The 14,771-nt window shown below is 66.7% G+C and carries 10 protein-coding genes and 1 pseudogene; 4 read left to right on the forward strand and 7 right to left on the reverse strand.

Annotated features, from left to right (window positions below):
- The first annotated feature begins 85 nt into the window (after window positions 1-85).
- The gene (locus tag ABD743_RS03535) at window positions 86-1,669 is read left to right on the forward strand and encodes a PucR family transcriptional regulator (RefSeq protein WP_344718729.1); all 1,584 of its coding nucleotides are present in this window, start codon (window positions 86-88) and stop codon (window positions 1,667-1,669) included.
- A gap of 71 nt (window positions 1,670-1,740) precedes the next feature.
- Here the strand turns inward: ABD743_RS03535 and ABD743_RS03540 are convergent, their stop codons facing one another.
- The 7 genes from ABD743_RS03540 to ABD743_RS03570 all read right to left on the reverse strand — a co-directional run bounded on the left by ABD743_RS03540 (window position 1,741) and on the right by ABD743_RS03570 (window position 10,716).
- Window positions 1,741-2,868: an oxidoreductase gene (locus ABD743_RS03540; RefSeq protein WP_344718731.1), complete on the reverse strand. Its 1,128-nt coding sequence runs from the start codon at window positions 2,866-2,868 to the stop codon at window positions 1,741-1,743.
- Complete coding sequence (locus tag ABD743_RS03545) at window positions 2,858-3,514, reverse strand: DUF1989 domain-containing protein (protein WP_344718797.1); 657 nt, start codon at window positions 3,512-3,514, stop codon at window positions 2,858-2,860. Before ABD743_RS03545 ends, ABD743_RS03540 begins: the two co-directional genes overlap by 11 nt.
- A 194-nt stretch (window positions 3,515-3,708) precedes the next feature.
- Window positions 3,709-4,008 (reverse strand): acyl carrier protein, encoded by a 300-nt coding sequence (locus ABD743_RS03550; RefSeq protein WP_344718733.1) that lies wholly within the window; start codon window positions 4,006-4,008, stop codon window positions 3,709-3,711.
- An 11-nt stretch (window positions 4,009-4,019) separates the two neighbouring features.
- Window positions 4,020-5,699 (reverse strand): acyl-CoA ligase (AMP-forming), exosortase A system-associated, encoded by a 1,680-nt coding sequence (locus ABD743_RS03555; protein WP_344718735.1) that lies wholly within the window; start codon window positions 5,697-5,699, stop codon window positions 4,020-4,022.
- Between the two features lie 136 nt (window positions 5,700-5,835).
- Window positions 5,836-6,822 carry a 2,3-diaminopropionate biosynthesis protein SbnA gene (sbnA, locus tag ABD743_RS03560; RefSeq protein WP_344718737.1) on the reverse strand — a complete coding sequence of 329 codons (987 nt, stop codon included), beginning with the start codon at window positions 6,820-6,822 and terminating at the stop codon, window positions 5,836-5,838.
- 12 nt (window positions 6,823-6,834) lie between these two features.
- A complete protein-coding gene (locus tag ABD743_RS03565) occupies window positions 6,835-7,767 on the reverse strand; it encodes a TauD/TfdA family dioxygenase (RefSeq protein WP_344718739.1) in 933 nt (310 codons plus the stop codon).
- Window positions 7,768-7,848: 81 nt separating this feature from the next.
- Window positions 7,849-10,716 carry a Pls/PosA family non-ribosomal peptide synthetase gene (locus ABD743_RS03570; RefSeq protein ID WP_344718741.1) on the reverse strand — a complete coding sequence of 956 codons (2,868 nt, stop codon included), beginning with the start codon at window positions 10,714-10,716 and terminating at the stop codon, window positions 7,849-7,851.
- A gap of 1,057 nt (window positions 10,717-11,773) precedes the next feature.
- On the opposite strand from ABD743_RS03570, the gene ABD743_RS03575 reads away from it, so the two are divergent.
- From ABD743_RS03575 to ABD743_RS03585, 3 genes and pseudogenes are all read left to right on the forward strand, one after another.
- A complete protein-coding gene (locus ABD743_RS03575; protein WP_344718743.1) occupies window positions 11,774-12,157 on the forward strand; it encodes an XRE family transcriptional regulator in 384 nt (127 codons plus the stop codon).
- 1,663 nt (window positions 12,158-13,820) lie between these two features.
- Window positions 13,821-14,411: a dTDP-4-dehydrorhamnose 3,5-epimerase gene (gene rfbC / locus ABD743_RS03580; protein ID WP_344718799.1), complete on the forward strand. Its 591-nt coding sequence runs from the start codon at window positions 13,821-13,823 to the stop codon at window positions 14,409-14,411.
- A gap of 61 nt (window positions 14,412-14,472) precedes the next feature.
- Window positions 14,473-14,771 (forward strand): annotated as a pseudogene (locus tag ABD743_RS03585) (choline dehydrogenase); the annotation flags it as partial.

Here is a 14,771-nt window from a genome sequence, read left to right on the forward strand (position 1 = left end):
TCGACCACGGCGGCTCGACCGACGATCACCTCAGGGACTGGCTGATCGTCTACCTTTCCGACCATCAGCTGGATAAGTTCACATCATGCTCAGCCTCGCGACGCTGCTCCGCGACCCGGATCTTCAACTCCGGTTGCTCGTGGCGGGGCCCCCGCAGACACTGAACGCCCCGGTGACCTGGGTTCACGGCACGGAGCTGGCAGATCCCTCCGGCTACATCCATCGCGGGGAGCTGGTCATGACCAATGGGCTGTGGATGAGCGAGGTCACCCCGACGGAGTTCGTCGGCTCCGTGCGGCGTGTCGGTGCGCGCGGGGTCGTCTTCGGGCTCCGCGTTGCTCAGCCGACCACTCCTGCCGAACTGGTGAGCGCATGTCGCAACGCCGAACTGCCCCTCGCGGAGATCCCGATCGACGTGCCCTTCACCGCCGTGAGTCGCGCTGCTGCCGCGGTGTACGAGCGCGAGCGACACGATGTTTTGAGCAGCACGATCCAGCGAGGTGATGCCCTCACAAATGCTCTGTCTCGCGGAGCCGGGATCTCGGGGATCATCGACGTGCTCCGTCGGGAATATGAACGTCCGCTGGTCGTGATCGACCGCCTGGGTCGGCTGCTTGCAACGACCGGGCCCGAACCGAGCGAGTCCGGGCGGCGCAAGATCACCGAGGCGCTCGGCCGCCGACCTCCGCCGATCGATGTCGAAGTCGGCCCCGGCCTGTCCGCCGCGTTGTTCCCGGTCGGCGGGCTCGGAGCTCCTGACGCGGCACTGCTCTGCCTGGCTCCGACCACGACCCTGTCCGAGCGTGAGCGCGAGGCGCTCGAGCAAGCTGCTCGATACCTCGGGCTCGACGTGGCTCGCATGCAGGCGGTCGACGCGATCGAGATGCGATTCGCCACCGAGGTGCTGGACATGATCCTCTCCGGCCCTCAGCGCGCGGCGGATGTTGCCGGGCGACTGCGGGCATTCGGCATCGAGCCGGCCGCACCAGTGGCGGTCTGTGCCCTGGCCTTCGCCGGCACGACGCGTGATCGACCTGACGACGCCCCGACCGAACCCGGAATGTCCGAGATCGTCACGGACTGCCTGATGCGCGAGGGACTGCCCGCACTGGTCGCGGGTGGGACCCAGGACGTCGTCGTCCTCGTCTCGTGGCGCCGCTCGGACCCGGACCTGCACGACCTCGCCGGGCGGTTGGCAGCGGCCGTCGCGGCGGCTTTCGGCGACCGCCCGGTCGTCGTCGGGCTCGACAGGATCGCGCCCGATGCAACCGATCTGAGATCGCCGCTACAACGTAGCCGCGAGGCGTGCCGGATCCTCCGGCGTCGCACCTCGGACGACATGCGGCCGGTCGTGGCCGACTTCGAGTCACTCGGGACATTCCGGATGCTTGTCGACTCCGTCGATCCGGAGCTGTTCCAGGGGTTCTCGCAGACGGTTCTCGGCCGCGTGCGCGACCACGACCAGCAACGGGACGGAGAGCTGGAGGCGACGCTGCGAGCGTTCCTCCAGAACGACGGTCACTGGGCCGCCACGGCAGCGTCGCTGTACATCCACGTCAACACACTCAGGAATCGAATGGCCCGGATCGCCGAACTGACCGGAAGGGACGTCGGTCGGACGACGGACCGGGTCGAGCTGTTCCTGGCGTTGCAGTCCGTTCCAGGATGAGGTCGTGCGATCCGGGTAGATGGTGGCATCGACCGGCACCGAGGACGGAAGGGCGCCGGTCGGTTGCGCGGTCACCGCGCCCGGTCCTCCCGCCACCGCCGTGCGTTCGACAGTGTCACGTCCGGCGTCAGCATGGACCGGTCGAAGAGCTCCAGCGGGCGTCCGGCGGCGATCCGCTGCGGTAGATCCGGGTTGGCAAGCGCGCCGTGGCCGATGGACACCAGGTCGGCGTGCTCGTCGGCGAGAACCTCGCGGGTCTGGTCGATGTCGTGCATCCCGCCGTTGGCGATCACCGGCAGGCCCGTCACGTGCCGGGCGATCCGGGTGATGGTGTCGCCTCCTTCCAGCCGTGCCGTCGATAGCCAGCTGCGTCCCTCACTCGCGACGTGGATGTAGGTCGCACCCGCATCGGCCACCGCCGTGAAGATCGTCCGCGCCTCGTCGACACCGCCTGGCCAGCGGTAGTGGAAGTCGTTGACCTTGGTCTGCGAGAGTCGGACGCCGACGACCAGGCCAGGAACCGCGTCACGCACGGCAGCCACGACCTCGGCGGTCAACCGCACGCGGTTCGCTACCGAACCGCCATAGGCGTCACGGCGGTGGTTGGTGTACGTCGTCAGGAACTGATCGAGCAGGTACCCGTTCGCACCGTGTACCTCCACGCCGTCGAACCCTGCAGCCGCTGCCCGGCGTGCCGCGGCGGCGAACCCGCGGACGATCGCGGCGATCTCGTCGGACCCGAGCTCGTCCGGGGTGGGCCATGGTCCGTGACCGCCGTACTCGGGCATCATCTGCCCCAGCGGCGCCACCGCCGAGGGTCCGACGGTCCGTGTGCTGTGCGGGTTGCCCTGGGAGAGGGCGCCGGACTGCATCAGCTGCGCGACGATGTGGGCTCCTTCGTCGTGCACCGCAGCGGTGACCGTGCTCCAGCCCCGGACGTGGGAGTCGCCTGCCAGTCCGGGCTGATTCTCATAGCCATGGCTCTCGGCCAGATCCGGATGCACGCCTTCGGTGATGACGAGACCGAAGCCCCCGCGTGCGAAGTCGGCGTAATAGCTCGCCATCTCGGAAGTCGGCGTGCCGTCGGTGGAGGCGGACACCCGCGTCATCGGGGCGACCGCGAGCCTGTTCCGCAGACTCAACGATCCGAGGCGGACCGGCGATAGAGGTGTCGGCGTGCTTGTCGTGCTAGTGGTCACGGTCGGTTGACTCCTCAGTCCGTGCTGGTTGGGGATGCAGGTCGATGGCAAGCGCGGAGAGGCCTGAGCGATTGATGCCGACGATGTCCTGAGGGCAGGCAGAAACGGCCACGACACACTCCTGCATCGCCTGGAACGTGACGGAGTCGCCTGGGCGCGACGGGGCTTCCCACCATTGGAGATCACCCTCGATCGAGACCTGGATCCGCATGAAGACGTTCACAGGTTGAGGCGTGGCACCGGAATAGGTCAGGTCCAGCTCGGACAATGCCTCGGTGAGGTTCTCCGCGCAGGATCGATGGTTGTTCGCACCGAGCTGCGCATAGCGCGGCGGGTCGCAGGCGGCGATGAGCATGTCGTGCACTCCCACCGTGTCGCCCGTCAAACGCAGGATGTCGCGGCGCCTGGTAGTCACGAACGACTCGCCGACTCGGGGGAAGAGCCGGCTGGTCGATGCTCGTGTGTGAGCCGCCGACAGGTACTCCGTCAGCTCACGTCGACCAGGCTCCGTGACGAAGGCGAAGACGTCGCCGACCTGTCCCCCGTCGAGATCGATCACTTGAACGTGGGCACCGGCGGAAACCCGTACGGCACGCCCCTCCCCAGGAGGCACCACGTGTCGGCGTGCGCCCGCGACTTCGACCATGCCTTCATCAGACCAGCTTGTGCATGGCGTTGGATATGGATGAACATACCGACTCCGCAGCACACACTGGATGAATAGACAGGTCGTCGGCGGTGATTAGGGGGAGGTGAGCGGTGCCGACGATCTACGTTCGTCGCAGGACCTCGAGCCCGGACGCGGGGCCAGGTCGGCGACCGTCACCCCGGGGCGCATCTCTAGTACTCGACTCCGCCAACCGGGTCCCAGCGCACCTTGGACTCCACGAAGGCCGCGAGCCGTCCAAGGGTGTCGAAGATGTCACCGACGATCTCGTCGATCTCGATCTCGATCCGGAAGCGTTTCCGCAAGGCGACGATGAGCTTGACGACGGTGAGCGAGTCGAGCTCAGGAAGATTGCCGTACAGCCCCGTCTCCGGCCCGAGGTCATCGGCCTGGTCCTCGATGTCCAGCGTGACCACCACGACGGCCTTGACGTCGTCGAGAATCGCCTGCGAGATCTCTGGCGAACGAGTCATATGGCTTCTCCTCATCGGTCGTGCAAACTCGGCGGCCTGCGATCCACATCAACAGCACCGTCGGTGTCGAATGGCCGAGGAACGCTGCGGGAGTGGCCGTCATCCTTCCGAGGGTGGGAGGCGGCGAGCTCGTGGCGAAGGACCGCCCGGTCGAACTTGCCGTTCGGCGATCGGGGCAGGGCGCTGCAGACCATCACCTCGGCGGGCACCATGTAGCCGGGCAGTTCCTGCCGCAGGCGCTTGGTCACCGCGGCCGGATCGAAGCCGGCGGGATCGCAAGGGGTCACGACGACGACGATCCGGTGGCCGAGCGCCTCGTCCTCGAGACCGATCGCGACGGCATCGTGGACCAGTCCGGTCTCGTAGACCACTTCCTCGATCTCTTGGGGGCTCACCCGATACCCCGATGTCTTGATCATGTCGTCACGCCGTCCGACGAAGTACAGGAAGCCCTCCTCGTCGCGGACGACGACGTCGCCGGACCAGACCGCCAGCTCAGGCGTACACAGCTCGAATGGACGGTTCGGCGGCGGCCGGAAGCGCTCGGCCGTCCGCTTCGCGTCATTCCAATAGCCCAAGGCGACGAGCGGACCTCGGTGTACCAGCTCACCCGGCTCACCCGGACCACACAGGCCGCCGTCCTCGCGGACGACGAGGATCTCGGCATTCGGGATAGCCTGGCCGATCGAATCCGGCCGCCGATCAACCTGCCGCGGATCGAGGTAGGTGGAGCGGAACGCCTCTGTGAGGCCGTACATCAGGTACGGCGCAGCGGTCGGGAAGATCGCTCGCAGTCGTCGCAGGGTGACGCGCGGGAGCCGCCCCCCGGTGTTCGCGAAGTAGCGCATCCCGGCCACGGCCTCGGATGGCCACGTCTGGGCCGCGAGCTGGATCCACAGAGGCGGGACACCAACCATCCCGCTGATGCGGTGCTCCGCGCACAGCCGGACGACATCTCCCGGCAACAGGTAGTCGGCCAGCACCACGTGTGCACCAACGTAAAAACCGGTTGTCAACTGGCTCAGTCCGGCGTCGAAGCTCAGCGGGAGAACGGCCAGGATCCGGTCTTCTGCGCTGTTGTTCAGGTAAGTGCTGACACTCTCCGCGCCGACGACCAGGTTGCGGTGCGACAGCACGACGCCCTTCGGGGCCCCGGTGCTCCCCGACGTGTAGAGGATCGCGGCCATATCCGTGTCGACGCCGCCCGTTGGAGGACACAGCGCCTGGCTTGCGCACTCGGCGACCTCTGACCAGGGATGCAAGCGGTAAAGGGCCTTCTCGTCGTCATAAGGCGGGTTGCCAAGCACGAGGACGTGGGCGAGTGACTTGCACGCGTCGAGTTCGGGGCGCAGGGCCCGCAGCCGATCCGTGGACGTCACCAGTACCCGCACGGCGCAGTCGTCGAGGATGTGCCTCACTTGCCTGGCCCGCAGCACAGGATTCACCGGAACGAACACGCCACCGGCCCGCGAGCAGGCGAACAGCGCCACGACGGTCTCGACCCGCTTGTCCAGGAAGACCGCGACGCGCTCGCCACCATCGACCCCGAGGTCGCGCAGGCCGGCGGCCGCTCGCTCCGTCCGCTCGTGCAGATCCCCGTAGGAGATCGTGGTCGTTCGCGCGGTCAGGGCGGGCGCCCCGGGGGCGCGTTGGGCGGACCTCGCGATGAGGTCCGGCAAACGGGTGATCATCTCGGGAGCTTCCTTTCTGTTCCTCTCGCCCAGCACCCGACGAGTCCAAGCCCCCTGCCGTGCGCCGGCTCGTCTCTGAGGGCAGGGCCGCGATCGCCTGGGCGCTGGACACGGGGGGCCGACAACTCGTTGCGCATCAGCTTGGCCGGGCGGCGGCGATCAGGTCAGCGGAGTTGAGCACGTCCGGGCCATAGAGGGCCTCCACCCAGTTGGAGTGGTAGATCGTGTCGAGATAGCGCTCGCCGAGGTCCGGGGCGATCGCCACCGCAATGTCGCCACGCGCGCCATTGCGTGTGAGCCAGCTCGTCGCGCCGCTGACCACCGTTCCGGTCGATCCGCCGAACAGGAATCCGCGCCTGGCCAGAACGTGGCAGGCGCGGACCGTGTCCGCCTCCTCGACGCGGACCACATCGTCGACGTAGGACATATCGAGCAACGGCGGATAAACACTGGTGCCCAGCCCGGGAAGCATCCGTCGACTCGGAGGTCCCCCGAACGCCACCGAGCCGACGCTGTCCACGGCGACGACCTGCACCCCCCGATGCCACTCCCGGAAGTACCGCGCGCAGCCCATCAGGGTCCCCGTGGTGCCCGCGCCGACGAACAGCACATCCAGCCGTGGGAACTGGTGCGCGATCGCGGGTGCCGTCCTGTGGTAGTGCGCCTGCCAGTTACTCGGGTTGATGTACTGGTTGAGCCATACGTAGCGGTCGTCGGAGGCACACACCGCCCGCACATAGTCGAGCCGTGCGCCAAGAAAGCCACGGACGGGATCCGGCTCAACGATGTTGTGGACCTGGCTGCCCAACGCGACCATCAGTTGCCGGGTGGCCAGGTTGCACCGGGAGTCGGTCACGCACAGGAACCGATAGCCCTTACTCGCCGCGAGCACGCTGAGCGCCACGCCGAGGTTGCCGGACGACGATTCGATCAGCACCGAGTCGGGCGTCAGGATACCCGCCCGTTCGGCGGCCTCCACCATCTCGGCCGCTGCCTTCAGCTTGATCGAGCCGGCGAAATTGAAGCCCTCGCATTTCAGGAAGAGGGGGTGCCCGAAGATCGACCGGAGGTCAACGTAGAGCTCCTCCTCGTCGAAGGCCTCTGGAACGGATATGACTGGCACGAGTGTCCCTCCTCATGAAACGGTCGAGGAGCAGTCGGCCAGGCGCACCGGGTCGGCCATTCCGACCAGGACTTCGCGCGGTCCGGTGAAGGGCTCCCTGCTGTGTGCGCTGCGGATGTTGTCGACGAGCATCAGATCTCCCGCCTGCCAGGGCTCCCGCATGGTTTCGGCCTCGTACACCTCGTTGATCAGCTGCACGACTTCGTCGCCTATCGGGTCACCGCCCCCGAAACGGGTGGTGAACGGCAGCCCGTCGGCGCCGTATGTGTCGACGAGGAACTCGCGCACCTCGGGGTCGAGCGTCCACTCGTTGAGGAAGGCGATCTGGTTGAACCAGCAGCGCCGACCGGTGACCGGGTGCCGCACCACCGCGCTGCGGCGCTGCCAGGTGCACAGCCCTCCATCGGGCTGCCACTCGAACTCGATGGCGTTGGCGCGGCAGTAGCTCTCGACCGCGCCACGGTCCTCGGTGCCGAACGCATCGGCGACCGACGCGCCGATCTCCTCGTTGTAGTTGCGGACGAGCATCCAGCCCTCCCGCTCGAGCCGTTCGACGAGGTCACCGGGCAGCGCGTCGAGCACGGCCGTCGAGTCCGCCACACCGGTCGCCCCGCCCTCGCTGGGTGCGGACAGGCAGGCGAACAGCATCAGGCCGGGAAACTCGAGCCGGTAGCTCAGTTCGTGGTGCATGCACATCGGCTGGTTCGGCGGCCACTTCGACGAGGAGTACACGCCCTCGGCGTAGGTCTGCCGCTCCGCGAACGCCTCCCGCTCGATCATCAGGCCGGCGGTGGCCAGCCCATGGAACACGGCAGCGACCTCGGCCGCGTCGCGCAGCCCGAGACCGCGGACCAGGACCGCACCGTGCTGGGCGACGACGCCACGCAAGGCCTCGCGGTGCGCGGCCGCCCAGCCCCGCGCGTCGCCGGCGGCGACCCGCAGCATCGGCACTCTCCCGGGCTGCAGATTTACGTCTGACAATGCCGGCGACGAGGCCGTGGCCGGGAACGACACCTCGATCTCCCTTCAGTTCAGACCAGAGTCGCCGCGGACGAGCACGGCAGCGCGATTGTTGTCGAGGTTGATACCGCGCACCTGAAGGTCAGCCGACTGCTCGCGCATCTTCATGGCCGGGTTTCCGCCCCACACTGCGTTCGATGGCATTTCCTCGCCCTTCATGAGGAAGGAGCTGGTGGCGAGCACCGCGCCGTCGCCCATGGTTACCCCGTAGTGGACGAATGCGCCGATACCAAGGGTGCAGCCGGCACCGATCGCGATGCGGTCCGACTTGAATCCGCCGTCCTCCTGCGAGTGGCACTGGATGATGGTGTCCACATTGAGGGTGCAGTGGTCCCCGATCGTGGTGAACGACCGCTCGGGCACGCGGAGACCGTCGTCGAAGACGCGGCGGCCGACCCGCATACCCAGCAGCCGCCAGATCACGTTCTTGAGCGGGGTGCCGTTGAAGGCGAGGACATAGGTGAGGGTGCTCACTTTCCAGAAGCGTTCGTGCCCCCAGAAGGCGCGGTCGTAGATCGAGCAGCCCTGCGGCCGCAAGACCTGCAGCGGCCGGAGCAGCCGGTCGACCAGAACGTTGTAGGCGACGATGAAGACGACGACCCCGGCCGTAGCGAGTGCGACCGCGAGCGCACCCAGGGAGCCCCAGAGGTCGATGGCAGCCAGGTAGAGCACGGTCACGGAGAAGAAGGAGATCCAGCGCACCAGCAGGAACACCGCCATGGTCCTGGTGTTGTAGATGGTCTTGGCTATAAGGCCGCGGCGCAGCTCGTCCGCGCTGCTCACGTCGAGCTGCCTGTCGCGCTTGACCGACCGCGGGATCTCGAAGCTGGGCGCGCCGAGCAGGCCTACGCCTTCACGCACCTGTCCGTCGAGGGGAACCATGAGCTTCGTCGCGAGGAGGCAGTTGTCGCCCGTCTTGCTCTGCGCGGGGTAGGCGATCATGTTCCCGAGGAAGTTGTCCGGCCCGATCGACACGCGGGAAAGGCGGAACGACGTGTTCGAGAAATCGGCATTGATGATGGACAGCCCGTCCGCGACCATCGTTCCGCTACCGGCCGCGCTGAGGAACGGGGTGTCGTGCTTGACCATTTCGCCGAAGTTCGAACCGGTCTGGCGCACCCCGCGTAGGTCGTAGCCCAACCAACGCAGGTAGTAGACGATGTAGGTACTTCCACCGAAGAGAGTCGTGTAGAACCTGATGTTGGTCGTGCGGGCGATCGCGCGCTGGACCCAGTAATGGAATCCGTACAGCGGATAGATCGTGTCCGGCTTGATGAGGAGGTTCAGCACGCGCGGAACGGTCCCCACAAGCACGAGGCCGACAAGCATGGCGCCGAAGAAGAGCACGGCGGAGACGACCAGCGCGTCACGGTAGAGCGTCCAGCTCGTGAGGGGCACCGGTGCCGAGTCCAGCAGGGGGGCGAGCTCCGGGACGTTCGGGACCGCGAGGACCGCGATGCCGAACACCAGCGGCGTACCCACCAGGAGCAGGTTCACCAGCTGCACGGCCGAGAAGACCGCCCGTTGTCCTGTGCCCGCGTTGCGCGCAGCAACCGCCGGCTGGTCCGTCTCGGTCCGCTGCGCAGGGGAGCCGTGCCAGCACTCCCCGGTGGGCACGGCCTGCCCCGCGTGCAACGCGGACGAGTGCCCGAGCCGGGCCCCGTCACCCAGCGAGGTCCAGATGTCGAGCACCGTCGCCTCGCCGACGAGCGCGTCCTTGCCGATGCTCACCACGCCCGTCTGGATGACGCCGTTGTGGGCCCGGTAGCCGTTGAAGAACGAGTCCTTCCGGATCACCCCGCCGTCGCCGATGCTGAGCAGGTCGGTGCACACAGGCAGGTTCCTGGAAAGGATGACGGCGCCGCGCCCGATCTTCGCGCCTAGTGCCCTCAGGTAGAGCGCGTAGAGCGGTGAACCGACGAACAGCACCATCGGGTTCCGCTGGACCAGGGTCTTGACGAGCCAGAAGCGGAAGTACGCCATGCTCCAGACGCGGATCTCCTGAGGCTTCCACCGGCCGATGAGCACCCACTTGAAGACGATCGGAAGGGCGCACAGGCCGAGGAACATCGCGCCGCCGAACGCGACCGACCGCAGGTAGACGCCGACCAGGTTCGGGCTGGCTGAGACCCAGTCGAAGCCTGTCACCCAGACGGCCGCGGTGAGGGCGGGATAGCCGAGGAGGAACAGGAGCTGCAACGCCCCGCAGAGGACGTACTCACCATTGCCGGCTTTCCTCGGCGACTCGATGAGAGCCGCCGGAGTTGCCGGCCGCGAGCCAGGCGTGGGTGCGGTGTCGGTTGTGGTGGTGGCGAGGGCCGCTGCAAGACGCCGAATCGTCGGGTACTTGTAGACGTCCTGCATCGACACCGACGGCAGGTCGCCCCGCTTGCGCACCCGCGCGCAGAAGCGGGCCATCAGCATCGAGTCGGCACCGAGGTCATCGAAGAAGTGGCTGTCGACCGACATATGCTCGTCGCGCACGATACCGGCCAGCACCTCCGCAAAGAGTCGCTCGCATTCGGCGAGGGTGCCCGGAATGGGAGCCGCCGAGGCTGCCGACTGCGGGGTAGGCGCGGGTGCGGTGTCGGATTCGGAGGTGGCGAGAGCCGCTGCAAGACGCCGAATCGTCGGGTACTTGTACACGTCCTGCATCGACACCGACGGCAGGTCGCCCCGCTTGCGCACCCGTGCGCAGAAGCGGGCCATCAGCATCGAGTCGGCACCGAGGTCATCGAAGAAGTGGCCGTCGACCGACACGTCCTCGTCGCGCACGATACCGGCCAGCACCTCCGCAAAGAGTCGCTCGCATTCGGCAAGAGTCTTCAGACCGTCAGCCGGATCGGCGGTCAGTACGCCGTGGGAGTTTCCCATTTAGTGGACCCCTTGAACGAGAAATTGGAGTGGTCGGCGCGACAAACGGGCTGAACTCATGAACGAGATCCGCACTTGCCTCTGTCGGAGCCGGACCATAGCTATCCGTAAATCGGACGATCCGAGGCAGGAGGCCGTGTGCAGCCTCCGACCGTGGACCTCGAGTCAGGAGCACAGCGATGTGATCATCGGCGCGGTACGCATCTACCGATACCGGCGGCGGGCCGTGTTCGCCCGTCAGAGCGCCGAACCGGGCCGGCGGCAGCGAGTTGGCGCTCAGGACGCTGAGGCGTGGCTGCACGTCGAGACGCGGTCGCCACCGGGTGTCGGCCAGCGCGCTCGGACTCGATGGCGGGCGCATTGTGCTGGGCCGTGCCGCGAAGGTGCCGGGTGCGCGGGCGTGGCCCGGGCCTTCGCGGTGCTGACGGCGCCGACGCGTGTCTCGTGCAACTGAGGGTGCCCATGATCACTTCCCCTCCTCGCGACGAGACTACTACAACTGATGCCAATATTGATGCCTATTGGCCAAAGTTGCGCCTTGGTGCTTGATCCGATCGGCATCGACGCTTGTTCCTGCGCATGACTGAGACGGAACGCCTGGTCGACGGGGGCGCAGACGCCGCGACGCTCGGCGTTCGCGCCCGCCTGCGGCCCGGCGAGAAGTACCGTTGGAACGTCCAGGTCATAGCCCGGCCGAGTCCGACGATGGCACGCAGCAGCGGACGATGACGTCCACTGATCAACACCAATATTGTGTAAACTGATGCTATTAGCAGCGTAAAATGAGGGGAGCGATCGTGAGCAGAAGTGACTCACCAGCGCGGGCAACCGCGCATCCCCGGGGAGATCCGCTCACACACGCGTTGCCCGCCGGCGCCGGACTCCCCAGCTTGCCGATGACCGCCGATCCGACCGCGCTCCTCCGACTCGAAAAGGCCGGCCACGGGCGGGACGCGGCGGCCTCGGTGTCGGCGCATGTCGACAGGCCACGTCCTCCCGATCGCGACATCCCCTCGGTCGCCGCCGTTGCACCCCTTCGACGCAAGGCTCTCTTCGCGTGAGCCTCGCGGAGCAGCCGAGCGGCGACGATTGGGACGCTGTCGCAGAGGCGATCCAGACCCGCCTGGCCGAGACACGCATGACGCAGCTGGACGTCGCGTCCCGCGCCCGACTGTCACTGACGACCGTCCGGGAGCTGCAGCACAACCTCAACTCGCGCCGCCGCCGCCCCCAGACCCTCGCCGCGGTCTCACAGGTCCTGGGATGGCCCCCCGACTACCTCCAGCAGGTACTGAACGGCGATCAACCACAGTCGCACGAGGACGAGGTCAAAGATCCGGTCCTGCAAGCGCTCGACGGCCTCGCGCGCCAGATCCAGGAACTGCGCGAACGCGTGGAGCAGATCGAGCATCAGCTAGCTGCCGAAGACGCGAAGCCCTGACGTCCTCCACTTTTCGCAGCAGCTCATCCAGGAGAGCAGCCACCTGACGCAGAGCCGCACGCGGATCGTCGTTGTGACCGCGCCTCGAACCCTGTACCGGCTGACGTGCGATTCCGACCTGCGGGTAGATCGATTCCTCATGACCGCCCGGACGACGAGCTTCACCTGCGGTAGGCAGACCTGGCGCTCCGGGAGTCATCGCGCTGGTGGTGAGACTCGGTGGAGACCCGGCGGGCTGCCAGTGGTCCGGACAAAATGCACTGCGCTCCTGCACGTGACAGGTCCAATGATCTCGTTCGCCTCGACCATGTTCTCCTCCTGCAACCGGTGACCGCGCAAGCCCGGCCATCGTGTTGGCATCGACTTCAGTTGCGGTCGGTCGTCGCCATGAGCTTCCACATGGCGTTCGTCGAGGCATCTCACGCCCCCGCGGCGTCTGCCAGGTCCAGCTCCCAGACGATCGGCCGCGGTGCGAAGACCTCGTTGCGTTCGAGCAAGCGATGTCAACGCCGAGGCCGGCACGGGGAGACCCGGCGGGCGAGCCGCCATCGTGCGGATCGCAGTTGCCGGCGAAGATCGTGCCGGCGCACCGGTTGTTCTTGATCCCAGAACTCAGCAGAGCGCGGCCTGCCAAGCAGGCCGGTGACGCGTGCGCTGACAGGTAGCGCATCGCATGTTCCAACGCAGATATTTGTCATCCCTCGACCCCGCGCCAGCCGTGGCGCGGTCCTCAGTCGGTTCCTCGCATGCCACGCAGTGGAGCGTTTCGAGTGCTCGGAGACTTCACCCATCCGCACATTCACCTTCTCGCCCTCCGCCATCAGCGGGGACGCAGACACCCCACCAGTAGCGATGCACTGATCGCACCATATGTTCCGGTAACCGACACCACCGATTCTCGCTCGGTCGGCCTAGCAGGAGGCCACTCCCGCACCCCCACCAATCGGTCGTACCACGTCGAAGGTTGACCCAGAGCGCGGTTGACATAAGCCGGCACACAAGTGGGTACACGTCCGTCGCAACGAGAGCTGCCCGGCATGGAGGAGCTCCTACCTGCACACTGGGCGTTCGGGATAGTCCGAGCGGCCGTGAGGGGACGTTGATCAGCCCGGTCGCGCGACGGCCGGCCCCGGTCGGAGTAGCTCAGAGCGATCATCACCGCAAGCTTGTCCCCGCGACCGATGGCGAGGATCTGGCCGATGACGCAAAACAGTAGAATCGGACATTCTGCGCATTGAGTAGGTGAGCCACGGGCTAATGCAGACCGGCGATATGATCAAAGTGTCACCGGAGGCCACAATCACCTGTCGATCGGCCCGAGGATCCCCAACTGAGCGACCAGCAGGTTGAACCGCTACCGGGAGCGTCCCCTGGCCCGCTGCTTGGGCCTTCGTGGGGACTCTCGGATTCGGTGGCGACCCTTTGGTGAACGACACCGCCACCCTGCGATATGTCAGGACATGCAGCTAAAGCGTGTGTTGCTGTGGATACGCTGAGGACAATGGGCGACCTCGGCGTTTTCTCAGTGTCGCTTCAGGAAACGTTCCTTACAGTCTCGCGTCATGCGCGTAACGAGGTCGCTTTGCGACGTGCGCACTCTTACGGGTGGATTTGTGGGGACCGTCGCGATCGTGGCGGGCTTTCCGTTTCAGGGGGATCAGACATGATGGTGCGCCGCACCGAACTGGAGGGCGTTCTGCTCTTCGAGCCCACGCCGCACCGTGACACGCGGGGGTTCTTCAGTCGCACGTTCGATGCGGCTGTTGCGGAGTCGGTAGGGCTGCAACCTGCGACGTTCCGGCAGGACTCGCAGTCTCGTTCGCATCGTGGCGTGGTGCGTGGTCTGCATGGGCGGCAGGGCTCGGGGGAGGGGAAGTTGGTGCGTTGCTCGTTCGGCGCAGTCCACGACATCGTGGTGGACGCGCGGCCGCAGTCGCCGACCTTCGGACGGTGGATTGCGCTGCGGCTCGATGACCAGGACATGGTGCATGTGTACATCCCGCACGGATTCCTGCACGGCTTCCAGGCGCTCTCCGACGTTGCCGACGTCTGCTACCGGATCGATCAGGAGCACGACCCCGCCGCCGACGTCGGCGTCCGCTACGACGATGCTGAACTCGATATTCCCTGGCCCGTCGATGTCAGGGACGTCAGCGAGCGGGACCGACAAGCGGGCAGCTGGTCGGATCTCCGCGAGCTGCTGAGTTGCCCCGGCAACATGACCGATCACGTGGAGAGGACCCGCGTTCGATGATTTCCTTCAACCGCGCTACCCGCGGGACTGACCGCGTGGTCGACTTCAGGACCGGGGTTCGATGACTGCCTCCAACGGTGCCGCGGGCGAGAGTGACCGCGTGGTCGACTTCGTGGTCGTCGGGTCCGGGTCCGCAGGTTCGGTGTTGGCCAACCGGCTCAGCGCCGATCCGGCGAACCGGGTGCTGCTGCTGGAGGCGGGGCGCCCGGACCATCTGTGGGATGTCATGGTCCACATGCCCGGGGCGTTGGGGTTCCCGGTCGGGAGCCCGTTTCACGACTGGCGGTATGAGTCCGAACCCGAGCCGCACATGCACGGGCGGCGTATGCAGCATCCGCGGGGGAAGCTGATCGGCGGGTC

Source organism: Pseudonocardia yunnanensis (assembly GCF_039534065.1).
In the GTDB taxonomy this organism is placed as follows: Bacteria; Actinomycetota; Actinomycetes; order Mycobacteriales; family Pseudonocardiaceae; genus Pseudonocardia; species Pseudonocardia yunnanensis.